The organism is Marinobacter sp. NP-4(2019) (assembly GCF_003994855.1).
GTDB lineage: Bacteria > Pseudomonadota > Gammaproteobacteria > Pseudomonadales > Oleiphilaceae > Marinobacter.
The window spans coordinates 2874144-2897516 of record NZ_CP034142.1 but is presented as its reverse complement, the minus strand read 5'-3'; the positions used below and the strand labels follow the sequence as shown (position 1 = coordinate 2897516).

Sequence of the window (23373 nt, the reverse complement as noted above, 5' to 3'; positions counted from 1 at the left end):
ACCCCGGAAAACGACGTATCAGCGTCATATTTTCGACCCATTGAACGCCTGCAGGCACGGCCACGCGGAGATTTTCCAGGCATGGACAGAGCTTTAGTCCTGAACAACGTCAAATCCCTGACGCGGGGTAACCTTGGCATCCCCATTATGCTGATGGGCTTGCTGGGCATGATGATACTGCCGATGCCGGCATTCATGCTGGACGTTTTCTTCACGTTCAACATCACCTTGTCGATTGTCATACTGCTGGTGTGTGTCTACGCCTTGCGACCGATGGAGTTTGCGTCTTTCCCGACCGTGCTGCTGGTGGCAACCCTGTTGCGCCTGGCGCTGAATGTTGCCTCCACGCGGATTGTGTTGCTTAACGGCCATGAGGGGGGGGACGCCGCCGGCAAGGTGATTGAGTCTTTCGGTGCGGTGTTGATCGGCGGCAACTACGCCGTAGGCCTGGTGGTGTTCGCCATCCTGATGATCATCAACTTCCTGGTCGTGACCAAGGGTGCCGGCCGGGTGTCCGAGGTCAGTGCGCGCTTTACTCTGGATGCCATGCCCGGCAAGCAAATGGCCATCGACGCCGACCTGAACGCCGGGCTGATCAATCAGGACGAGGCCAAGCATCGACGTTCCGAGATCGCCCAGGAGGCGGACTTCTACGGCTCTATGGACGGTGCCAGCAAGTTCGTCAAGGGCGATGCGGTTGCGGGCCTCCTTATCCTCGCCATCAACCTGATCGGCGGTATTGCCATCGGTATGCTTCAACATGGTCTGGATTTTGGAACGGCCACACAGAACTATGCTTTGCTGACCATTGGTGATGGTCTGGTGGCGCAGATTCCTTCGCTGCTGCTGTCGACGTCGGCTGCAATCATGGTGACACGGGTCACGTCCAGCCAGGACATGGGTGGGCAGATCCTGCATCAGATGTTCAGTGCCCCCAAGGCGCTGTCCATTGCCGCCGGTATCCTGATCCTTCTCGGTCTTATTCCCGGAATGCCGCATGTGGCATTTCTGGGTCTGGGAATCATCGCTGCGGTTACTGCCTATCTGATCTGGAAGAGAGAGCGTCAGACAGTTGAAGAAGAAGGCGTGTTCCCGACTCGCGGTGGTATGCAGCCCGCGGGGCGAGATCTGCCCCCCGGTGGAGATAGTGGCGATCACGGGCAGGCCCTGCCGGCGCCGGGCGAAAGCCGGGAGTTGGGCTGGGATGATGTGGCCACAGTCGACATTGTGGGGCTGGAAGTGGGCTACCGCCTGATTCCCCTGGTGGACAAGTCCCAGGGCGGCCAGTTACTGAGCCGTATCAAGGGGGTGCGAAAGAAGTTGTCACAGGATCTCGGATTCCTGATGCCGTCGGTACACATCCGTGACAATCTGGATCTGATGCCCAACGTCTACCGCATCGCCCTGATGGGAGTGACGCTTGCCGAGGCTGAAATTCATCCCGACCGTGAACTGGCGATTGACCCGGGCCAGGTGTTCGGCAAGATCGACGGGATTGCCGGCAAGGATCCGGCCTTTGGCCTGGACGCCAGCTGGATCGAGCCTGAAAAGAAGGATCAGGCACAGACTCTCGGTTATACCGTGGTGGATGCCAGTACGGTGGTGGCTACCCATCTCAATCAGGTGTTGCAGAAACACGCCCACGAACTGCTCGGCCACGAAGAAACCCAGAAATGGCTGGACCAGTTGGAGAAGGTGTCTCCCAAGCTGGCTGAAGAGCTGGTGCCGACCACCATTTCCATCAGCCTGTTGCTGAAAGTGCTGCAGAATCTGCTCAAGGAAGAGGTGCCGATTCGTGATATGCGTTCGATTGCCGAGTCCATTGTCAACGTTCATCCCAAGAGTCAGGACCCGAAACTGCTGACCACGGTGGCCCGTCAGGCGCTACGTCGGATGATCGTTCAGAGTATCTGTGGCAATGAGCAGGAAATCCCGGTCATTACCCTGGATCCAGACCTGGAACAGTTATTGCTGAAGTCTGTTCAACAGAGTCAACAATCCGGCGGTCAGGAAGACATAGGCCTTGTACTGGAGCCGAATATGGTCGAAAAGCTGCAGCGATCCCTGCAGGAGAGCGTCCAGCGCCAGGAAATGCTTGGCAAGCCAGCGATTCTTCTGGTGTCAGGCCCGTTGCGACCGGTACTGGCGAAGTTTGCCAGCTATGGGGTTGAGCGATTGCACGTCCTGTCTTACCAGGAAATTCCGGATAACAAGCAGATTACCATTGTGGCGTCCGTAGGCCAGTAACGGCGGCGGATGACAAAGCGGACAGCGCAGGCACAGCGTTGCCGGTGGAGGATGAGGCATCATGAAAGTAAAGCGTTTTTTTGCTCAGAGCATGGCAGAGGCATTGAAGCAGGTGCGGGAACAGATGGGCCCGGATGCCGTGATTCTCTCCAATCGCCGGGTGGACGGTGGCGTGGAAATTGTGACAGCCCTGGATTATGACGAAAATATGGCGCGTCAGCGATTGGGCGACAAGGCCCGGGAGGCGACCAATGGTTCCCGCCTGGCGGAAATGCAGGCGGAACAACATCGCCACCTGGAGGAGGAGCTTGGGCGTTCCCGGGACCGTATCCGTGAAGTCCGTGAAAAGCGGGCCAGTATCGGGGCCGGTTATGCCAACAACACGGCCTTCATTGAAGATTCCGCTCTGGATCTGGAGCCCGCTACGGCGGATTCGGATTATGCGCCGGCGTCGGCTGGCTATTCTGATGAGCTGGCGCAGATGCGTGCGGAGATCAGTTCGCTGCGGGATCTGATGGGAGCCCGCGGACAGGAGCCCAAAAAACCGGCAGCCAATGCTGTCCAGCAGCGGCTTTCCGAGCGCTTGCAGGAATTCGGCCTGGGGTTCGATCTGGCCAATTCCCTGTCCCGCCGGCACAATGGCGGGCGCCTGGAGGAGGGCTGGAAACAGTCGCTGAAAATGCTGGCCACCGGTGTAAAAACCTCCCGTACCGAATGGCTGGATCAGGGGGGTGTCTATGCTCTGGTCGGGCCCACCGGGTCCGGCAAGACCACCACCATCGGCAAACTGGCGGCGCGCCATGTCCTCCGCCACGGTGCCGATTCCCTGGCGCTGGTGACCACTGACCGTTATCGGGTGGCTGCCCATGAGCAGTTGTTCGTGTTTGGTCGCATCCTCAATGTACCGGTCAGGGTGGTGGATGAAAGTCACTCCCTGGACGATATCCTGGATGAATTGTCCGACCGTCACCTGGTGCTGATTGATACCGCCGGTCTCACCAGCTCCGACAAGGGCTACGAGCAGCAATTGTCAGAACTGGCCCGCAGTCACCACAGGATCCGGACCCACCTGGTGGTTTCGGCGACTAGCCAGCCGCGCATCATGAAATCCGTCTGGCATTGCTATAAGATGGCTAATCTTGCGGGCTGTGTGATGACTAAAATAGATGAGGCCCTTACCCTGGGCGAGTCTTTGGGGTTTGTCATGGAGTCTGGTCTGCCCGTGGCTTATTACACGGATGGTCAGAAGATCCCCGAAGATTTGCATCATGCCGAAGCCGTACCCCTGGTTCGGCTGGCCGTGGAGCGGCTGAAAACACTCCAGCAACAACGGGCGGTGGCGGAGGGGGCCTGAATACCATCCCCGGCCATACCGGATGACGGAGTATCCGGCGTGCAACAGGCGCCGTTGAATGACAACTGAGCCTTCGGTTAAACGTGGCGAGAGACAAAACCAAGTATGAGTAAACCACATCCGGTACAGGTGATTGCAGTTTCTGGCGGAAAGGGCGGCGTTGGCAAGAGCAACGTTTCGGTCAATCTGGGGATCGCTCTGGCGCAGAAAGGGCGTCGTGTAGTGTTGCTGGATGCCGACCTGGGCCTGGCCAATATTGACGTACTGTTGGGTATTACCGCCAACCGCAACCTGTCAGATGTGCTGGCTGGCAATTGTGACCTTAGGGACATTCTGGTCGACGGTCCGGGTGGCATCAAAATCGTTCCGGCCTCTTCAGGCACCCAGCGTATGACTCAGCTCAGTGCCATGGAGCATGCCGGCCTGATCAACGCGTTTAGCGAACTCGGAGACCAGATTGATGTGCTCATCGTGGATACTGCGGCGGGCATTTCCGAATCGGTGGTCAGTTTCCTGAGGGCGTCACAGGAACTGTTGCTGGTGGTTTGTGATGAGCCCACATCCATCACCGACGCTTACGCCCTGATCAAGCTGATGAATCGCGATTATGGCACGAACCGTTTCCGTATTCTGGCCAATCAGGTACGAAATGAGCAGGAAGGCAAGCATCTGTTTGAAAAACTGACCCGGGTCACTGAGCGGTTTCTTGATGTGGCACTACAATACGTGGGGATCGTGCCCTACGATGAAGCTGTCAAGAAAGCGGTGCAGCGGCAGAAGGCGGTTCTGGAAGTTTATCCCAGGGCAAAAGCGTCACTGGCGATCAGGGCGTTGGCCGATAAAGTCGACAACTGGCCGCTACCTACATCACCCCGCGGACACCTGGAGTTTTTTGTGGAGCGGCTCGTCGAAGTCTGAATTTGATTCTGTCACCAAAAAAACAAAACCGGACGCATGACATTGGCGAAACACCTGGGAATCTATCAGAAAACCGGCGTCAAGGGCGCTTCCCGGCTCGTTGAAGAGCATGCCCCGCTGGTCAAGAAAATCGCACTGCACCTGATGGCCCGCTTGCCGGCATCGGTTCAACTGGAGGACCTTATGCAGGCCGGAATGATCGGGCTGCTCGAGGCTGCTCAGAGGTACAGTTCCACCAAGGGCGCAACCTTCGAAACCTATGCCGGTATCCGCATCCGGGGCGCCATGGTGGATGAAATCCGCAAGGGTGACTGGGTGCCCCGTTCTGTTCATCGCAATGCCCGTCGTATTTCCCAGGCCATCAAGGCTGTTGAAGACCGTGTCGGTCGTGAAGCTCAGGATCAGGAAGTCGCTGACGAGCTGGGAATGGAGCTTTCCGAGTACCATGCCAGCCTGAGTGATGCCAACAGTGGCAGACTTTTTAGCCTTGATGAGCTCAATGAATCCGGGGAGCTGCCGTTAGAAGAAGCAGAGGCCAGTGATAATCCCCTGGATGACATCACTTCCGCAGCGTTCAAGCGAAGTCTGGTGCAAGCGATTGAAGAATTGCCCGAGCGGGAGAAACTGGTGCTCAGCCTGTACTACCAGGAGGAGCTTAACCTCAAGGAAATTGGCGCTGTTCTCGGGGTGAGCGAAAGTCGTGTCAGTCAGATACACAGTCAGGCAGCACTGAGACTTCGGGGCCGTCTGACTGGCTGGCAAAAAGAGGCGGCCGGTTAACAGGCCGGAAACCCGCCAGCTCAACGTGTACTGAGGTTGGCCATCTGTAGCTTTTGGTAACCGACGCTTTACAACTGGGGCAATCCCCACACAATAAGCGGTGAAATCTCCGGCCTGCCAGGTTATTGGCAGAAAGATAAAACGTATTCCGGGTGTTACAAACTGGAGGTCCCATTGGACAAGAACATGAAAATCCTCATTGTGGACGATTTTTCCACAATGCGACGGATCATCAAGAACCTTCTGCGTGATCTGGGATTCACCAATACCGACGAAGCCGATGACGGCAACACTGCGCTGCCCATGCTGAAAAGTGGCAAGTATGACTTCCTGGTGACCGACTGGAACATGCCGGGTATGTCCGGGTTTGATCTGCTGAAGGCAGTGCGCGCCGATGAGGAGCTGAAAACCCTTCCAGTTCTCATGGTGACGGCGGAAGCAAAGCGGGATCAGATTGTTGCTGCCGCACAGGCGGGGGTGAATGGCTATGTGGTGAAGCCGTTTACCGCAGCGGTCCTCAAGGAGAAGATTGAAAAAATCTTCGAGCGAATCCAGTAACCAAAGGTCGGATGGGCTCTCATGAGCGATAGCAAAAAGAATCCGCACGGCCTTGATCCGGAGGTGACCGAAAAGCTCCGCACACAGGCTAACGAGTTGGTTGAGCACGTCAATTCCGGTAATTATGCCCGAGCGATGACCCTGATCAATGATCTCAGCGAGGTCCGGGATCAGAGCCTGTACCGGGAAGTCGGGCGGCTTACTCGCAGTCTCCACGAGGCGATCCGGAACTTCCAGATTGATCCCCGCAACGCGGAACAACAGGAAGCCCTGTCAAAAATGACCGACGCTTCCGACCGGCTGGAATACGTGGTGAAAATGACCGGCCAGGCGGCCAATCGCACCATGGACCTGGTCGAGGAAACCATGCCCAGGGCACACGTCATCCGTGATGAGGCCGCGGTCCTGAGGGAGCAATGGCAACGCCTTCGTCGCCGGGAAATGCAGCCTGCGGAATTTCGCGATCTCTACGGCCGGATAGATCGTTTCTTCGTCACGCTGACCGACGACGCCGACACCATTTACAACAACCTGTCGGAAATCCTGTTGGCACAGGACTTCCAGGATCTGACCGGTCAGGTGATCCAGAAGGTCACTAATCTGGTGAAGGAAGTGGAAGAACACCTGTTGAGTCTGGTGGTCATGGCCAGCCATGTCGATCAACTGACAGGCACCGTTCATGAAATTGAATCGGCTGAAGTGTCCGCCGAACAGGGTGTCGGTCCCCAGATGAATGCCGATAAGCGCGAAGATGTAGTGTCGGGTCAGGACGATGTTGATGATCTTCTGTCCAGTCTCGGTTTCTGAATGAAGAGGGTAACCCATGGCGTTTGATGCCGATGAAGAGATCCTGCAGGACTTTCTGGTTGAAGCAGGGGAGATACTCGAAAAGCTCTCCGAGCAGTTGGTGGATCTTGAGCAGAATCCGGATGACAGCGATCTTCTCAACGCCATATTCCGCGGTTTCCATACGGTAAAAGGTGGCGCGGGTTTCCTTCAGCTCGAGGCGCTGGTTAATTGTTGTCACTCCGCCGAAAACGTCTTCGACACGCTTCGCAATCACAAGCGAAAGGTGGATTCGGAGTTGATGGACGTGGTGCTGGAAGCGCTTGATAACGTCAACGCGATGTTCGAGCAGGTGCGGAATCACGAAGAATTGACGCCGGCTCCGGATCAACTGATCAAGGCTCTGGATGCTCTGGCTGAACCGGAAGGCGGTGCCCCGGTTGCTCAGCAGGACGAGCAGGCCGATCCTGGGCTAGGTGAAGATCAGGGTGATATCACCGACGACGAGTTCGAACAACTTCTGGATGCGCTGGCTGACGGCAGTGAGCCATCCGCTCCCGTGGCCAACCAGGAAGCGGGCGCGAATGTTCCGGGAGAGGACAGCACTTCCGGCGATGAAATCACCGATGACGAATTTGAAGCCCTGCTGGATCAACTTCATGGCAAGGGGCAGTTTGCCGGCGCACCTGCGGAAGAGGTAGCCAGTGAGCCTGCTGAGGATGTTGGTGACCAGGCAGAGAAGAGCAGTGACGATCTGATCACCGATGACGAATTTGAAAAGCTGTTGGATGACCTCCATGGCAAGGGTGGCAGCCCGACAGCTGACAGTGGCCACAAGCCAGCGGCCAGTGAACCGGAACCCAAGGCTCAATCGCAGGAGTCCAGGCCCGAGGTTAAGCCCGACCAGCCCGTGAAAACCGAGGCAAAAGCGCCAGCGCCTGCGGCAAAGGAGCAGGGGCCTGCTGCCGAAACCACCGTTCGGGTGGACACCAAGCGCCTGGATGACATCATGAACATGGTGGGCGAACTGGTGTTGGTGCGTAACCGTCTGCAGCGTCTTGGCGCCGAGAGCGAAGATGAGCACATGCACAAGGCGGTTTCCAACCTGGATGTGGTCACCACCGACCTCCAATCGGCCGTCATGCAGACACGGATGCAGCCGATCAAGAAAGTCTTTGGCCGTTTCCCCAGGGTGGTGAGGGATCTTGCCCGCAGCCTCAAGAAAGAAGTCAATCTGGTGATGCACGGTGAAGATACCGACCTGGACAAGAATCTGGTGGAAGCTCTCTCAGACCCGCTGGTTCACCTGGTTCGTAACTCCGTGGATCACGGTATCGAGGCACCGGATGTCCGTGAGAAGGCGGGTAAGCCCCGTATCGGAACTGTCACCCTGAACGCCGAGCAGGAAGGGGACCATATTCTGTTGTCCATCGAGGATGACGGTGCCGGAATGGATCCCGAGGTGTTGCGGCGCAAGGCTGTCGAAAAAGGTATCTACGATCAGGATGCGGCAGACAGGCTGACGGAAAACGAGTGCTACAACCTGATTTTTGCCGCCGGGTTTTCCACCAAGGATCAGATCTCGGACGTGTCTGGCCGGGGTGTCGGCATGGACGTGGTCAAGACCAAGATCGGCCAGCTCAACGGTCAGCTCAATGTGGAGTCAGAGCTTGGTAAGGGCTCACGCATTGTCATCAAGGTGCCGCTGACCCTGGCCATCATGCCGACCTTGATGATCATGCTGGGAGACCAGTCGTTTGCGCTTCCGCTGGTCAATGTTGTGGAAATATTCCATCTGGATCTTTCCAAAACCAACATTGTGGACGGTCGCGAATGCATCGTTGTGCGGGACAAGGTTTTCCCGTTGTTCCACATCAAGCGCTGGCTGGTAAAAGGTGCCGCTGAGCCTGAACCGGACAACGCCCACGTGGTCATTGTGGCGATGGGAACAAGGCAGGTCGGGTTTGTGGTGGACCAGCTCATCGGTCAGGAAGAGGTCGTTATCAAACCTCTGGGACGAGCGCTCCAGGGGACGCCGGGTATGGCGGGAGCCACAATTACCGGAGACGGACGTATTGCCCTGATTATTGACGTTCCCAGCCTGCTTCAACAATACGGTTGAGGCGCACGGACAGCCTCGGTTTAGGAGAATTGGATGACAGTTTCTGTCCTGGTTGTTGATGATTCAGGTTTCTTCCGCAAGCGCCTGACGGAAATCCTGACTGCATCCGGTCAGATCAAGGTGGTTGGCGTGGCCACCAACGGACGGGAAGGGGTGGAACTGGCTGAGAAGCTGCGCCCCGACGTTATCACCATGGACTACGAAATGCCGGTGATGGACGGCATTTCCGCGGTACGGGAAATCATGAAGCGCCACCCGGTGCCGGTGTTGATGTTTTCGTCACTGACCTATGAAGGGGCCCGGGTGACCCTTGATGCTCTGGAAGCCGGTGCGGTCGATTTCCTGCCCAAGAACTTTGAGGAGATTGCCCGGGACTCCAGCCAGCTCCAGAAAATTCTGGTCGACCGTGTACTCGATGTTGCTGGCAGTCGTCCCGGAGCGAAGCCCCTTTCGGCAACACGCGCGGAACCGGCATCCACAGCTAGGCCCGCTTCGCGTCCGGAGCAACCATCACCGCAAGTCCGGCATCGTGCTGACAGACCTCCTGCGTCGGCGCACCGTTCTCCGGTGGAGCCCGCTGCTGATGCGGCGGTTCCCAGACAGCCATCCCGTCGGTCGCCGGCCAGACATTACAGTGTGGTGGCTATCGGCACCTCCACCGGTGGTCCGGTCGCGCTGCAACAGGTACTCACAACATTACCCGCCAGCTTCCCCGCACCGATTGTGCTGGTTCAGCACATGCCGGCCAGTTTTACGCCAGCATTTGCCGAACGCCTGAACAGGCTGTGCCGCATTGAAGTGCGACAGGCCGAGGATGGTGACGTGCTCCGACCCGGTCAGGCCCTGTTGGCACCGGGGGGGTGTCAGATGATGATTGAAAACCGCAGTGGTCAGGCTCGTGTGCGAATTCTGCCGGGGGACGAGCGTCTCAATTACAAACCGTGCGTCGACGTGACTTTTGGCTCCCTGGCCCGCAGTTTTCCCGGCAAGACCCTGGGCATTATTCTCACCGGCATGGGGGCGGATGGCAAGGAAGGTTGCCGTCTGATGAAACAGAGCGGTTCTGTCATCTGGTCCCAGGATGAGAAGTCATCGGTGATTTATGGCATGCCGATGGCGGTCGCCAGGGCAGGGCTGCCCGATGAGGTGCTGTCACTCAATGACATTGGCCCCAGGTTGGTCGAGGGTGTGAGCTGATGGATATTCTCAGCCTGCTGGGTATCATCCTGGCCTTCGCCGCCATTCTGGGAGGGAATCTGCTGGAAGGCGGTGCCCTCAGCTCCCTGTTTAACGGCCCGGCGGCCCTGATTGTTATCGGCGGCACCCTGGCCGCCACGATCCTGCAGACGTCCTGGCCGCTGCTTAAAAGGGCCTTCATCCAGGTTCGTTGGGTGTTCGTGCCGCCCTATGTCAGCCTGGAAGATGGCATTGGCAAGGTTATCGACTGGAGCGTCAAGGCACGTAAACAGGGCCTTCTCGGGCTTGAGGGGTTGGCGGAAAGGGAGCCGGAAAGATTTGCCCGCAAGGGCCTCCAACTGCTGGTTGACGGTGCCGAAACCGAAACGATCCGCAGTATTATGGAAGTTGACCTGGAGTCCCGTGAACAGCGTGACCTGGAGTCGGCACGGGTCTATGAAGCCATGGGTGGCTATTCGCCGACCATCGGTATCATTGGGGCAGTGATGGGACTGATTCAGGTGATGACCAACCTGGAAGACCCCCAGTCTCTCGGTAGCGGTATTGCGACCGCGTTCGTCGCCACCATCTACGGTGTGGCACTGGCAAACCTGCTGTTCTTCCCGGTTGCCAACAAGCTGCGAGGCATCGTCCGTGAGCGCACCCGTTATGAAGATATGATGATCGACGGCATTATTGCCGTCGCTGAAGGGGAGAACCCGAAATCCATCGAATTGCGGCTGCGGGGTTTCCTGCAGTGATAGTCAGGCGGTTGTATGCGGCGTCGTAGGCCACCTCAGGACGATCTTCATAACAAGGAGCGTTGGCTGGTTTCCTATGCCGACTTCATCACCCTACTGTTCGCTTTTTTTGTGGTGATGTATTCGGTGTCGTCCGTCAACGAAGGCAAGTACAAGGTACTGTCGGAAACCCTGACCGGCGTTTTCAATGCCCCGCAACGTTCCTTCCAGCCTATCGAGGTTGGCGACCAGGCCCCACAGGCTGCTCCGGCGCATTCCGAAGACGTCATTGTGCCGCCAGTCACCGAAGCGCCCCGTAACCCGGAAATCAGTGAAGAAGGCAGAGCCGAGGCCCTGCGGACCATGGCCGACCAGTTGGCGCTGGAATTCGACGAACTGATCAATCAGGGGGTTGTCACCCTGGAAACCAACGAACGCTGGCTGGAGCTCAATCTGCCCGACAGCCTGTTGTTCAGCAGTGGCTCCGCAGAACCCCACTACGATGGTTTTGCCGTGGTGGAAAAGATTGCCGGGGTCCTGCGTAACCGTGATAACGCCGTCAAGGTGGAAGGTTTCACAGATAACCGTCCGATTCGCACCAGTGCCTACCCGTCCAACTGGGAGCTGTCTACCGCCAGGGCGGCGGCGGTGGTTCGCATGCTCTCCATGGAAGGTGTCGAGCCCGAGCGCCTGGCCGCGGTGGGGTATGGTGCGTATCAGCCGGTTGCCCGCAATGATACCGAGGAAGGTCGCCGCCGCAACCGGCGTGTGGTGCTCCTGATTTCCCGGGATGCGAGTATTCGCGGTGCGATGAGGTGATCGGAGAAAGTCCGGGTACGCTGGTCTGTTGGCATGGTTTCTGTAATAACCCTCCCGGTAATACCTGTGGCGGCAAATCCTTGCCGATGGCGTTCAAGCTAAGCGGTTTGCTGCCGATAATATCTGGTGTGGTGCCGGAATTCTGGGGATAGACAAGTGGAGAACATAGCGTGCGAATCTGGGCAGTAGCCAATCAAAAAGGCGGTGTCGGGAAAACCACATCCGTGGTGACACTGGCCGGGCTGTTGGCCGAGCGTGGCAAGCGGGTTCTCGTGGTGGATCTCGACCCTCATGGGTCGCTGACCAGTTGGTTCGGTTATGATCCCGATACCATTGCCCTGAGTGTGTTTAACCTGTTCCAGCACCAGGGCAAGGTGCCGGACGGCCTGGCGGCCCAGCTGATTACGGAAACCAGTTGTAAGGGCGTATCATTGCTGCCGGCGAGCACTGCCCTGGCGACTCTGGAGCGTCGCATGGTTGGCGTGGAAGGTATGGGGCTGATCGTTTCCCGGGCGCTGGCGCAGCTTTGGGATGACTTTGATTACGTCATTCTGGACAACACCCCCTCGCTGGGCGTTCTTATGGTAAACGCACTGGCGGCTGCCCAACACCTCATTATTCCGGTGCAGACCGAATTCCTGGCGATCAAAGGGCTTGAGCGAATGCTGCATACCCTGCAAATGATCATCAAATCTCAGAAGAACAAACTGGCTTACACCATTGTTCCGACCATGTTCGACCGACGCACCCAGGCGTCGGTCAAGAGCCTGAACCTGTTGCGCAAAACCTATCCGGACACGCTGTGGCAGTTTGCCATACCCGTGGATACCAAGTTCCGGGACGCCAGCCAGGGTGGGGTGGTGCCGTCCTCCCTGGATTCCAGTACCCATGGTGTTCGGGCCTATAGCCATCTGCTGGACGATATGATAGCTCGTACTGGTGCGGGGCAGGAGCGCAAGCATGGCTGACGATAAATTGACAAGGCTGGCGGACCCCGCCAGCGCGATTGCCAGTTACCTTGACGATCTTCTGCATACCGCGACCGATACTGCGCGGCAGGAAGACATGGCTGTTGCCGAAGTAAGTCCGAAACAGGACTCTGAACCGGTTGTTGAGCGGGTGCCCGAACCTGACCCCGAGCCAGCTGTCAGTAAACCGGCGCCGGAGGTGAAGGTAGCGGAGAGCCAACCCGAACCTGAGCCCGGGCCCGAATCGCCCCCCTCCCGCCCGGAGTGGTCCGAGCACCCCTTCGAGTGCCTGATTTTCACCGTCGCTGGCCTGCAACTGGCGGTTCCACTGATCTTGCTGGGCGCCATACATCGGATTGAGGAGAGCGTCAGGCACATCCCTGGCAGTCCACGCTGGTATATGGGGATCCGGGCCGATAGCGATCACAACCTACGGGTGGTGGATACGGCGGAATGGATCATGGCCGGGCGCGCGCCCGCCAATGCCCGTGATAACTACCGCTTTGTTATTCGACTGGACAACAGCGACTGGGGGCTGGCCTGTGATGACGTTGCCCAGTCGTTCACCTTGAAACCGGATGACGTGCGTTGGCGGACGGCACGCAGCAAGCGTCCCTGGCTTGCCGGGACGGTGGTTAACCATATGTGTGCCCTGATTGACGTGCGCACGATGGCGGATCTGTTGATCCGGGCAGAGCGCGAGCATCACCTGGATCTGAGTTAATAAGCGGTTACTGAATGAAACCGTGCTGTGCTGGCACGGTTTGTGCCCTTAGCTATAGTATTGGGCACTGATGATGATTTTTTGACGATCAGGTTGCCCGCCGGGCAGCCACAGAGGAGATACAACGCTATGGCATCCCCGAGCGGACAGCAAAATCAGGCCCAGGACGATCAGGTACTGCAGTACGTGACGTTTCGGCTGGATGATGAGACTTACGGTCTGAACGTCATGCAGATCCAGGAAGTGTTGAGATACACCGAAATTGCGCCGGTTCCGGGCGCGCCGGACTATGTGCTCGGCATCATTAACCTGCGGGGCAACGTGGTTACGGTGATCGATACCCGCCGCCGCTTCGGTCTGGCGGACTCGGAAGTCACCGACGCGACCCGGATCGTGGTGATGGAGTCGGCTGACCAGGTGATGGGCATCCTGGTGGATTCCGTCGCCGAGGTGGTGTACCTGAAAGCCAGCGAAATTGAAACCGCACCGAACGTGGGTAACGAGGAAAGTGCCAAGTTTATCCAGGGCGTGTGCAATAAGGATGGCGAACTGATCATATTGGTCGAGTTCGACAAGATGTTGTCTGACCACGAGTGGGCGGAAATCGCGTCACTGTAAGCCCGGAGATCGTCTCCGGAAAACATTGGCATGATGGACGCTCCGGTGGTTCTACCGAGCTGAGGACGTTCATCATGTTTGCAGAATACTCTTCCCTGATCCCATGGTTGCTGACGACGATCGCCTTTAGCCTGATGGCTGTACAGGCGATGTTGCAGCGTCGCGAGATTCGCCAGCTCCGTGGCCGCCTGAAAGAGCGGTGTGACACCCTGGGGCGGGAACTTCATGCCACCGCCAGCGGCAGTATGGGGGTCGGTCAGCGCCTGGTGGCCTGCGAACGCCAGCTCCACGAGCTCCGTAGCGCGCTGGACGAGATGCGTCAGAATGATCCTCTGCGAATTTCCTACGATGAAGCCTCAAGACTGGTTGATCTCGGTGCGGATATCGACGATCTAATGAACACTTGTGGCATTTCCCGTCCTGAAGCCGAACTGGTTTCCGCGCTGAGAAAACGGCAGGCTGCCTGAAGCAGAGTTCTCCCAGGATTAAGGGGACTCCTTGCCTTTGCCTGCATCTTCCGGGGTCCTGCCCTGAAGACTGAAGGCGAAGGCGAGGATTTCCGCGATAATCTGGTAAAGTGTTTCCGGAATTTCCTCGTTCAGTTCCAATCTTGCCAGTATGCTGGCCAGCTCCGGGTTCTCGTAGAGTGGAACGTTATGCTCCCGGGCAATGCGGATGATTTCTTCGGCCAGCTCATGGGTGCCAGTTGCAGCAATGGTAGGCGCTGTTTTGCCGTCGTACTTCAATGCCACGGCAGCTGGAGATGAAGGTTGCTCGCCCTGTTTCATGCCTTGGTATCCACCAGTCGATGTTCCAGTCGTGTGGTTGCACCCTGGGGGCTGCCCCTGCGGCAGTCCAGGTCTGTAACCTCCAGCCCCAATTCAGACAGGCTCTGACGTAGTGTTGGCAGTTCCTGCTGGACTTGTCTGAGGGTGCTTTGCTTTTCCGCCCAGACCCGGGCGGACACCTGTTCCTGTCGCAAGGCTACGTCGAAGTGCACGGGACCGGCGTCATCCAGATCCATTGCGAGAGAGAGACGCCATTCGGCAACTCCTGCGGGCCGTTGTTTGCCGGCAGAGTCGTCTTCCTGGCCCTCCTGTTCGATGCGTAACTGGGCAATCCTCGGTTCGTTCTGGGGCGTCACCCAGGGCAATTCCAGGAGCAGGGTGGAGACCGGCACTGGCGTATCGGCCGTGGTGCGGGTCGACAACACCTGGCTGTGAAGCTGGTTGACGGTAATCCGGTTCAGCATCCCGGCCAGCAGCCGCAGCATCTGACCCACGGTGGGAGGTTCCGTCGAGCTTTGTGGTGCCGGGGGCGTCAGTGTATTGGGAAATTGCAGGGGAGCCTGGACCAGTTCAGGCGTGGCCAGCGGGGTCAGACGATTGAACTGCTCCGGGTTGCTGCCCTGCTGGGTGAGCAGGGCGGTAATTATCCGGCCGAGCGCCAGCTTCAGGTCCGGTAGTGCGGGTTCCCGGCTCTGAGCCAGTCGTGCTTCGGCAAACAGGCCGCTTTCCGCAATCCACTGGCGGATCTGCCGGCCCGCTTCTGTCGCGTCGCCGGGGGAAGCAAGGCTGGTGCTGCCTGGCAGGCGGTTGACCAGTTGCTCGATTGCCTGGCGCACCGAAGGCGATAACGGCAGGGGCTGCTGTGTGGACGGTAATGTCGTCCCGGTCGGCTCCGGCCGGACACCCTGGGTCAGGCCGGAAAGGATACGTGCCAGCCCACCCTCGATACTTTGCTGCCATGGCAGCCGCTGGGCGAGTGCACGGGCAATGCCGGCCTCCTGGGCCGGGGCCAGTTTTCCCATCAATTGCAGCTCATTGCCGGCGCGCATAACCTTGACCCAGTCCCCGGCCTCCAGGGCGGTGTCTCCTATGGCAGCCTGAACGGTCAGACTGCGCCCCCGCACGTCCAGTAATAACTGCTGGCCGCCACCCTGTTGCCGGTTTAGCACTTCCGCGACACGGGCCAGGGCGGTTTCCCGGTTGGCGAGCTGTAACTGGTCCAGTTGCTGGCGGGCCGAAACCGCCGCAGAAGCCGGCACATGCGGGTCCCGGGCGGCTCCGCTTGCGGGCAATCTGGTTTGTTCGCCGGAAGGCGGTGGTGTCGGGTTACCGTTTGGTAATTTCATCGGCGCTGATTTGATTCTCGGCAAGAGTAATCATGACACGGTTTCGTTATAATACGCCGCGCTGGTAACTATTGCCTGTCTGAAATGTCTGAACCCCCGTTAATTCTATCGACCTGATGGGGGCAGAGTTGAATGTCCACAACGCCGGTATACTCCCGCGTTGTTCCAGATCTGGGGCCCTGATGTCTGAGCCGTTACTACAGGCTGTCAATCTGCAGTGTGAGCGCGACGACCGGATGCTGTTCCGGGATCTCTCTTTTTCCATACTGCCCGGTACTCTGACCCGTGTCGAGGGGCCCAACGGTTCCGGTAAGACCACATTGCTCAGAATCCTGGCCGGCCTGAACGACGCCTGGTCCGGCGACCTGTTGTGGGCAGGGCGGCCCCGCTCGCACCAGCGCGAAGAGTTCGTGCGCAATATGCTGTACATCGGCCATCGACCCGGTATCAAACCCCTGCTGACTCCGATGGAGAATCTGCGTGCCCTGATGGCGGGCAGGAAAGCAGTGAGCAACGATCTGCTGGGGCAGGCCCTGGCCGGCACGGGACTGGCCGGCTTTGAGGACGTTCCCTGTCGCCGTCTGTCGGCGGGCCAGCAACGCCGGGTGGCGTTGGCACGTCTACTGATTGCCGATGAACCCTTGTGGATTCTTGATGAAGTGTTCACGGCAATCGACATTGATGGCGTGGCAGCGCTGGAATCCCTGTTGGTTCAGCGGGCCCGGGATGGCGGCGCCATCGTCGTAACGACACACCATGATCTGCAGTTACCATCGATGCAGCGCATTACCCTGGGAGCCGGCGATGACCTCTGATACCAGGGCCGGGTGGCGTCCTGTCACCGAAACCGTCGGCAGCGTTGGTGCCATGAAAGCCGTTTTCCTGAGGGATCTTAAGGCAGCATTTCGGCAACGGCAGGACCTGCTCAACCCCCTGCTGTTCTTTATCATGGTGGTGACTCTGTTCCCCCTTGGTGTTAGCCCGGAAGTGTCATTTCTGCAACAGGCCGGTAGCGGTATCCTGTGGGTAGCGGCGTTGTTATCCGTGTTGTTGTCTCTGGATCACCTGTTCCGCCATGACTACGATGACGGCACTCTTGAACAATTGGTGCTACAGCCCCAGCCGTTATTCCTGCTGGTACTGGCCAAAGTTGCCGCGCACTGGGTGCTGACCGGCCTGCCGCTGGTTCTGCTGGCACCGCTTTTGGGCGTAATGGTGCATCTGGAGGGGAACTCTATAGCGGTTTTGTGTCTAACGCTGCTGATTGGAACGCCTGTGCTCAGTTTGATCGGAGCCATTGGGGCGGCATTGACTCTTGGGCTGAGATCGGCAGGTGTGCTCTTGTCGCTGTTGATTATTCCACTGTACATTCCGGTGCTTATCTTTGGCACCGGTACGGTAGCGGCTGCGGGGGAGGGTGCCCCGGTGAGTGGTTATGTGGCGTTAATGGGCGCATTCCTGGTGCTGGCGGTAACACTGGCGCCGTTTGCGTCAGCGGCAGCACTGAGAATCAGCCTGTCAAACGCTTAACAACGTAAAAGCAAAGGTAAAAGGTAGCAACCTGATGTGGCAATTCTTTCATAAGCTGGGGTCGCCGAAATGGTTCTTCGGCATTGCCAACCGGCTGATGCCCTGGCTGTTGTGGAGCGGGGTGGCTCTGCTGGGCGCCGGATTGGTCTGGGGGCTGGCGTTTGCTCCACAGGATTACCTTCAGGGCAACAGTTACCGGATCATCTTCATCCATGTGCCGTCGGCGTTCCTGGCCCAGTCTGTGTACATCATGATGGCGGTAGCGGCAGTGGTGACCCTGGTGTGGCGCATGAAGCTGGCGGATGTGTTCGTCAAATCGGTGGCGCCGGTGGGGGCGGTGTTAACCTTCCTGGCGCTGTTCACCGGTGCGGTGTGGGGTAAACCCACCTGGGGCACCTGGTGGATCTGGGATGCCCGCCTGACATCCATGCTGATTCTGCTGTTCCTGTACTTTGGTGTGATTGCCCTGGGCGCGGCGATTTCCGACGAAAAGTCTTCGGCACGGGCGGTCGCCGTGCTGGTGCTGGTCGGGGTGGTGAATATACCCATTATCAAATACTCCGTGGAATGGTGGAATACGCTGCACCAGCCCGCGACGTTCAAGCTCACGGAAAAGCCCTCGATGCCCGCGGAAATGTGGGTGCCCTTACTGTTGTCAGTGTTGGGTCTTTACCTGATCTTTGGCTGGTTTGCATGCCTGCGCATGCAGACGGAAATCCTGATTCGTGAACGCCGTACCCGCTGGGTAAAAGAGCTGGTACTGGCAACAAGGAGCTGACGACATGGCATTTGATTCACTGGCCGCATTTATTGCCATGGAAGGGCATGGCCCTTATGTCTGGACCTGTTACGGGGTGTTTGTCCTGCTCCTGGGCGGGCTGATGGTCTGGTCATTTCGCCAGCGCCGTCAGGTAATTGCCGCGCAACGACGGGAACTGAGCCGGGCAACGGTCAGCGGGATGGCCGCGGGCCAGAGTGCGCAGGCCGCCAGCTTTACCCGTGTGAAAGTTTCTCAAGACTGAATGGCAGAAAAACGATGCACCCGACCCGAAAAAAACGACTGACGATAGTACTCTTTTTGCTGGCAGGGATTGCCGTTGCCGTGGGGCTGACAACCTATGCCTTGCGCCAGAACATCAACCTGTTTTACGACCCCAGTCAGATTGCTGCGGGTGACGCCCCCCTGGACGTGAGAATACGGGCCGGGGGCATGGTGGAAGAAGGTTCGGTGCAGCGGGATCCGGAAAGCCTGAAGGTGGAGTTCCGGGTGACCGACTTCAACTCGTCAGTGTTGGTTGAATACACCGGGATCCTGCCGGACCTGTTTGCCGAAGGGCAGGGCGTGGTTGCCATGGGGCGGCTGAATGAGAGTGGGCGGTTCGTGGCGGACCAGGTGCTGGCCAAGCACGATGAGAATTACATGCCGCCTGAGGTGGCAGAAGCCCTTGAGAAGGCGTCTGCCGGCAAACATAAAGCCGGTGACAGCAGTGGCGCTGAACCAGCCTACTGACACGATGACACATTTTTGAAGTTTGGAGAGGTCTGATGTACCCGGAACTCGGACAGTTTGCACTGATACTGGCGCTGCTGCTTGCAGTGCTCCTTTCCGTAGTCCCGCTGGTGGGCTCGGTTACCGGTCGTGATACCTTACAGGCATACGCCCGCCCATTGTCCGCCGGACTGTTCGTGTTCATCGCCATTGCGTTCGGGATTCTCACCCATGCCTTTGTGACCGATGACTTTTCCGTGGCCTATGTCGCCAATAACAGTAACAGCATGTTGCCCTGGTACTACAAATTCAGTGCTGTGTGGGGTGGGCATGAGGGCTCGTTGCTTTTGTGGATCCTGATGCTGGCGGGGTGGACCCTGGCAGTTGCCATCTTCAGCCGCCGGCTGCCGTCGATAATGATCGCCCAGGTATTGTCGGTTATGGGTATCGTCTGTGTCGGTTTCCTGCTCTTCATTATCGTGACCTCGAATCCGTTTGAGCGAATGCTGCCAAACGTGCCAGCGGACGGGGCTGACCTGAACCCGTTGTTGCAGGATTTTGGTCTGATTGTCCACCCGCCCATGCTGTACATGGGGTATGTGGGTTTCTCAGTGGCGTTCGCCTTTGCTATCGCCGCGCTGATCAACGGTCGCCTGGATGCTGCATGGGCCCGCTGGTCACGTCCGTGGACCACCGTGGCCTGGGCGTTCCTGTCGTTGGGCATTGCCCTGGGGAGCTGGTGGGCGTATTACGAACTTGGCTGGGGCGGCTGGTGGTTCTGGGACCCGGTTGAAAACGCCTCCCTGCTGCCCTGGTTGTCCGGTACCGCGCTGATGCATTCGTTGGCGGTCACCGAAAAGCGGGGCGTGTTCAAGAGCTGGACGGTATTGCTGGCCATCGTTACCTTTTCTCTCAGCCTGCTGGGTACCTTCCTGGTCCGCTCGGGCGTTCTGACATCAGTCCACGCCTTCGCTTCCGATCCGGAGCGGGGGACCTTCCTGCTGGCATTATTGGCTATCACCATTGTTTCCAGCCTGGCTCTGTACGCATTCCGTGCCCCGGTGGTGCATGTGCGAGCCCGCTATGGCTCCCTGTCCCGTGAGATCTTCCTGCTGCTTAACAATGTGTTGCTGGTCGCCGCGACGTTGCTGGTCATGGTGGGCACGCTGTACCCGTTGGTACTGGACTATCTCGATATGGGGCGTCTGTCCATCGGCGAGCCGTTCTTTAATCTGACCTTCAGCCCGCTGGCCCTGGCCGCCGGTTTGTTGCTGGGTGCCGGGATCTTCTCACGCTGGAAGAAAACCGATGGTGGCTGGCTCGGGCGCAAGTTGTTATGGCCACTGACTATCAGCGTTGTGGCGACAGCGGCGGTGATGGTGACCTACGGCGGATTCAAACCCTGGGCGTTTGCCGGCTGTTTTGTCGCTATCTGGGTGACGGTCGCCACGCTCTGGGATCTATGGGACAAGTCGTCGTCCAAAAAGGGGCGGCTGCAGGGTCTGAAGCGTCAATCCCGCAGTTATTACGGCATGGTGCTTGGACACCTCGGGTTGGCGATCACCATGGCCGGCGCCACCGTGGTTTCGAACTACGGTATCGAACGGGACGTGCGAATGACGCCGGGAGACACCGCGATGGTGGGAGATTATCAGATTCGGTTCACGGATATTGGCGAGCGTCGTGGGCAGAACTTTACCGCCCAGTATGGATCGTTTGACGTCTCGCTTGATGGGGACCACGTGGCCACCTTGCATCCGGAAAAACGCCAGTATCAGGTACAGCGGAACGTGATGACCGAGGCGGCCATAGATGCTGGGCTGTTCCGGGATGTATTTGTTGCGATTGGCGAACGTATCACCGACGACGCCTGGGCTATCCGCATACAGTACAAACCGCTGGTACGCTGGTTGTGGCTGGGGGCATTGTTCATGGCAGCCGGTGGCTTCCTCGCCATTGCCGATCGCCGCTACCGTATTCGGGAACGGGCGTCTGACAGACAGGGTGTAGAATCGGGCCGGCGTGGCGATGTAGCAGAGGCGATGTCATGAGGCGTGTTTTTCTGTTTGTTCCGTTAATTCTGGTCGTCGTTCTCGGTATCGTGTTGTTTGCAGGGATCGGGAAGGACCCGACTCACCTGGAGTCGGCGCTCATCGGGAAAACGGTACCGACGTTTACTCTGGATGACCTGGAGCGACCCGGGACGAAGCTGGATGCCGGGGTATTCCGGGGGCAGGTGTCGCTGTTGAATGTCTGGGGTACCTGGTGCCCGGCCTGTCGGGATGAGCACGAAGACCTGATGTGGCTGGCACAGGAGCAGGGTGTCCGCATTATCGGCCTGAACTATAAGGACAATCGCGAGGATGCCCTGGTATGGCTGGAGCGTCTTGGCAATCCCTACGAACGGACCATCTATGACCCGAAAGGCACCCTGGGATTCGACCTGGGGGTATACGGGGCCCCGGAAACCTATGTCATTGATACCGACGGCGTGGTTCGTTACCGGCATGTGGGTGTGGTCAATGAGAAGGTCTGGAAGGAGGATCTGGCACCCCTGGTCAATCAGTATCGGGAGGACGCGTCATGAGGCCGCTGATTGCCCTGATAGTGCTCGCCGCGCTGCTCCCGCTCCAGGTGAGCGCTGATGAAGCCAACGTTGAGGGCTTTGATTCACTGCAGGAAGAGCAGCGGTACCGGGATCTCACTGCGGAACTGCGTTGCCCGAAGTGCCAGAACCAGAACATTGCCGACTCCAACGCGCCCATTGCCAAGGATATGCGCGACAGGGTGTACCAGATGATGCAGGATGGCGCCAGCAATGAAGAAATTGTCGGGGACCTGGTAGGCCGCTTTGGCGAGTTTGTCCGCTACAAGCCCGAGGTGGATCGTCGTACCCTACTGCTATGGGCAACGCCGGCGATCGCAGTGGGTATAGGTTTGCTGGCCGTTGCCAGTATTATTGTCCGGTCCCGTTGCCGCAATGGCCAGAAGACAGTCCTGACCCCTGAAGAGCAGGCCCGGGTCGACCGGCTGCTGGCCGACAAAGAGCGGGAATAGACTCGCCTGAACTGATCCTCCAACTCCCCATGGAAACACCACGATCTTCTTATGACTAACCTTTTCTGGATTATCGCCGCCGCGCTTATCATTCTGGCTCTGGCGTTTATCATTTGGCCCCTGTTCTTCCACCGGTCGGAAAAGCAACAGCAGACTGACCTGAGAAACCAGAATCTGATGGCCTACCGGTCACGGATGGCGGAGCTGGAGAACGAGTATCAGGCCGGTATCCTTGATCAGGAAAACTACCAGCAGCTCAGGGATGAACTGGCCGGTAGCATGCTGGATGATGTGCCCGACGCCAGTCAGCAGGAGGGCGGACCCGCCACCGGAGTGCGCGGTCGCAAAAGCTCCATGGCCATTGCCATTGTCAGTATTGCCCTGATCCCGGCTGCTGCGGTCTTCCTGTACCAGCAGTGGGGGGCGATGGACGATCTTGAACAATACCTTGCGATGCAGGAAATGATTGCCTCGGATGGAGACCGAGTGCAGCAAATGAACCAGCTGACCGCCCAGCTAAGGGAGCGCCTGGAAGCCAATCCGGATAACGCCGACGGTTGGGCCATGCTGGGGCGCAGTTATATGCGTCTGGAACGATATGAAGACGCGGCCTGGGCGTTTGAACGACTGGCGGAACAGGTCGGGGATGATGACCGGGCCGAAGCCACGGCGTGGGGCTTGTCCGCACAGGCTCTGTTCTTTAATAGTCAGGGTGCACTCGACGCCGGGGTAACACGGGCGATTGAGAAAGCGCGGGCACTGAACCCTGACGAAGTGAACGCCCTGGGTCTGTTGGGTATATCTGCGTTCAGCCAGCAGAATTACGAGGATGCGATTGGCTACTGGGAACGTATTGTTGAAGCGGCGCCGGATCATCCCCAGATAGGTTCTATCCGTCAGGGTATCAGTGAGGCTTATCAGCGTCTGGGGCGGGAGGCGCCGAAGGATCAGCGGGCGCCTGTCTCCGGACCGGGTGTGACGGTCCGGATCGAATTGTCGGAGGCTTTTGCGGGCGAGGTACCCGGGGACACAACCCTGTTTGTATTTGCCCGTAAAGCCGGTAGTCAGGGGGCTGCGCCCCTCGCGGTTGCGCGGTTGAGTGCCGGCGACCTGCCAGCGGAAATACGGCTCGATGACCGTAACGCCATGTCACCGGACAACCGGCTGTCAGATGCCTCGGAGGTGTTGCTGGTGGCGCGGCTGTCCCGGTCGGGTAATGCCATGCCCCAGGCGGGTGACTGGCAGGGTGAACTGAACGATCCGGTTACCGTGAGTGACGACCAGAGCGTGGCGGCTACCCTGGTCATTGACCACCAGCTGCGTAATTGAAATAGGCTCCAAGCGGGGCCTTTC

Annotated in this window: 25 protein-coding genes; 23 read left to right on the top strand and 2 right to left on the bottom strand. The window is 58.3% G+C overall.

Going from position 1 to position 23373, the window contains the following annotated elements; translation table 11 throughout:
• Window positions 1-81: 81 nt before the first annotated feature.
• From flhA to EHN06_RS13120, 14 genes are all read left to right on the top strand, one after another.
• On the top strand, window positions 82-2247 hold the full coding sequence (gene flhA, locus EHN06_RS13185) for a flagellar biosynthesis protein FlhA (RefSeq protein WP_127333011.1): 2166 nt from the start codon (window positions 82-84) through the stop codon (window positions 2245-2247).
• Between the two features lie 61 nt (window positions 2248-2308).
• A complete protein-coding gene (gene flhF / locus EHN06_RS13180; RefSeq protein ID WP_127333010.1) occupies window positions 2309-3601 on the top strand; it encodes a flagellar biosynthesis protein FlhF in 1293 nt (430 codons plus the stop codon).
• A 105-nt stretch (window positions 3602-3706) separates the two neighbouring features.
• A complete protein-coding gene (locus EHN06_RS13175; RefSeq protein WP_127333009.1) occupies window positions 3707-4519 on the top strand; it encodes a MinD/ParA family protein in 813 nt (270 codons plus the stop codon).
• Between the two features lie 36 nt (window positions 4520-4555).
• On the top strand, window positions 4556-5299 hold the full coding sequence (locus EHN06_RS13170) for an RNA polymerase sigma factor FliA (RefSeq protein WP_127333008.1): 744 nt from the start codon (window positions 4556-4558) through the stop codon (window positions 5297-5299).
• A gap of 174 nt (window positions 5300-5473) precedes the next feature.
• Entirely contained in the window at window positions 5474-5857 is a 384-nt protein-coding gene (gene cheY, locus EHN06_RS13165; RefSeq protein WP_127333007.1) for a chemotaxis response regulator CheY, read from the top strand.
• Between the two features lie 21 nt (window positions 5858-5878).
• Window positions 5879-6664, top strand: coding sequence for a protein phosphatase CheZ (locus tag EHN06_RS13160; RefSeq protein WP_127333006.1), 786 nt, complete (start codon window positions 5879-5881; stop codon window positions 6662-6664).
• Between the two features lie 16 nt (window positions 6665-6680).
• On the top strand, window positions 6681-8765 hold the full coding sequence (locus EHN06_RS13155; protein WP_127333005.1) for a chemotaxis protein CheA: 2085 nt from the start codon (window positions 6681-6683) through the stop codon (window positions 8763-8765).
• Window positions 8766-8798: 33 nt separating this feature from the next.
• Entirely contained in the window at window positions 8799-9962 is a 1164-nt protein-coding gene (locus EHN06_RS13150) for a protein-glutamate methylesterase/protein-glutamine glutaminase (RefSeq protein WP_127333004.1), read from the top strand.
• Window positions 9962-10702, top strand: coding sequence for a flagellar motor protein (locus EHN06_RS13145; RefSeq protein ID WP_127333003.1), 741 nt, complete (start codon window positions 9962-9964; stop codon window positions 10700-10702). Before EHN06_RS13150 ends, EHN06_RS13145 begins: the two co-directional genes overlap by 1 nt.
• 15 nt (window positions 10703-10717) lie before the next feature.
• Window positions 10718-11500, top strand: a complete 783-nt coding sequence (gene motD / locus EHN06_RS13140) for a flagellar motor protein MotD (RefSeq protein WP_127333002.1) — start codon at window positions 10718-10720, stop codon at window positions 11498-11500.
• 170 nt (window positions 11501-11670) lie between these two features.
• Entirely contained in the window at window positions 11671-12468 is a 798-nt protein-coding gene (locus EHN06_RS13135) for a ParA family protein (protein WP_127333001.1), read from the top strand.
• Entirely contained in the window at window positions 12461-13192 is a 732-nt protein-coding gene (locus EHN06_RS13130; protein WP_127333000.1) for a chemotaxis protein CheW, read from the top strand. Before EHN06_RS13135 ends, EHN06_RS13130 begins: the two co-directional genes overlap by 8 nt.
• Before the next feature lie 129 nt (window positions 13193-13321).
• Window positions 13322-13810, top strand: a complete 489-nt coding sequence (locus EHN06_RS13125; protein WP_127332999.1) for a chemotaxis protein CheW — start codon at window positions 13322-13324, stop codon at window positions 13808-13810.
• Between the two features lie 74 nt (window positions 13811-13884).
• Window positions 13885-14277: a DUF2802 domain-containing protein gene (locus tag EHN06_RS13120; RefSeq protein ID WP_127332998.1), complete on the top strand. Its 393-nt coding sequence runs from the start codon at window positions 13885-13887 to the stop codon at window positions 14275-14277.
• 18 nt (window positions 14278-14295) lie between these two features.
• Here the strand turns inward: EHN06_RS13120 and EHN06_RS13115 are convergent, their stop codons facing one another.
• Entirely contained in the window at window positions 14296-14598 is a 303-nt protein-coding gene (locus EHN06_RS13115) for an EscU/YscU/HrcU family type III secretion system export apparatus switch protein (RefSeq protein WP_127332997.1), read from the bottom strand.
• Window positions 14595-15944, bottom strand: coding sequence for a flagellar hook-length control protein FliK (locus tag EHN06_RS13110; RefSeq protein ID WP_127332996.1), 1350 nt, complete (start codon window positions 15942-15944; stop codon window positions 14595-14597). The genes EHN06_RS13115 and EHN06_RS13110 overlap by 4 nt, the downstream gene beginning before the upstream one ends.
• A 182-nt stretch (window positions 15945-16126) precedes the next feature.
• On the opposite strand from EHN06_RS13110, the gene ccmA reads away from it, so the two are divergent.
• The 9 genes from ccmA to ccmI are packed head-to-tail and all read left to right on the top strand — an operon-like array spanning window position 16127 to window position 23349.
• Complete coding sequence (ccmA, locus tag EHN06_RS13105; RefSeq protein ID WP_127332995.1) at window positions 16127-16759, top strand: cytochrome c biogenesis heme-transporting ATPase CcmA; 633 nt, start codon at window positions 16127-16129, stop codon at window positions 16757-16759.
• A complete protein-coding gene (gene ccmB / locus EHN06_RS13100; RefSeq protein WP_127332994.1) occupies window positions 16749-17474 on the top strand; it encodes a heme exporter protein CcmB in 726 nt (241 codons plus the stop codon). The genes ccmA and ccmB overlap by 11 nt, the downstream gene beginning before the upstream one ends.
• Window positions 17475-17508: 34 nt before the next feature.
• Window positions 17509-18252, top strand: a complete 744-nt coding sequence (gene ccmC / locus EHN06_RS13095; protein ID WP_127332993.1) for a heme ABC transporter permease CcmC — start codon at window positions 17509-17511, stop codon at window positions 18250-18252.
• Between the two features lie 4 nt (window positions 18253-18256).
• Window positions 18257-18496 (top strand): heme exporter protein CcmD, encoded by a 240-nt coding sequence (gene ccmD, locus EHN06_RS13090; protein WP_127332992.1) that lies wholly within the window; start codon window positions 18257-18259, stop codon window positions 18494-18496.
• Between the two features lie 14 nt (window positions 18497-18510).
• Complete coding sequence (gene ccmE, locus EHN06_RS13085) at window positions 18511-18984, top strand: cytochrome c maturation protein CcmE (protein ID WP_127332991.1); 474 nt, start codon at window positions 18511-18513, stop codon at window positions 18982-18984.
• Between the two features lie 35 nt (window positions 18985-19019).
• Complete coding sequence (locus EHN06_RS13080; protein WP_127332990.1) at window positions 19020-21014, top strand: heme lyase CcmF/NrfE family subunit; 1995 nt, start codon at window positions 19020-19022, stop codon at window positions 21012-21014.
• A complete protein-coding gene (locus EHN06_RS13075; protein ID WP_127332989.1) occupies window positions 21011-21550 on the top strand; it encodes a DsbE family thiol:disulfide interchange protein in 540 nt (179 codons plus the stop codon). The genes EHN06_RS13080 and EHN06_RS13075 overlap by 4 nt, the downstream gene beginning before the upstream one ends.
• Window positions 21547-22020, top strand: coding sequence for a cytochrome c-type biogenesis protein (locus EHN06_RS13070; protein ID WP_127332988.1), 474 nt, complete (start codon window positions 21547-21549; stop codon window positions 22018-22020). Before EHN06_RS13075 ends, EHN06_RS13070 begins: the two co-directional genes overlap by 4 nt.
• Window positions 22021-22071: 51 nt before the next feature.
• A complete protein-coding gene (ccmI, locus tag EHN06_RS13065; protein ID WP_127332987.1) occupies window positions 22072-23349 on the top strand; it encodes a c-type cytochrome biogenesis protein CcmI in 1278 nt (425 codons plus the stop codon).
• Window positions 23350-23373: the final 24 nt, after the last annotated feature.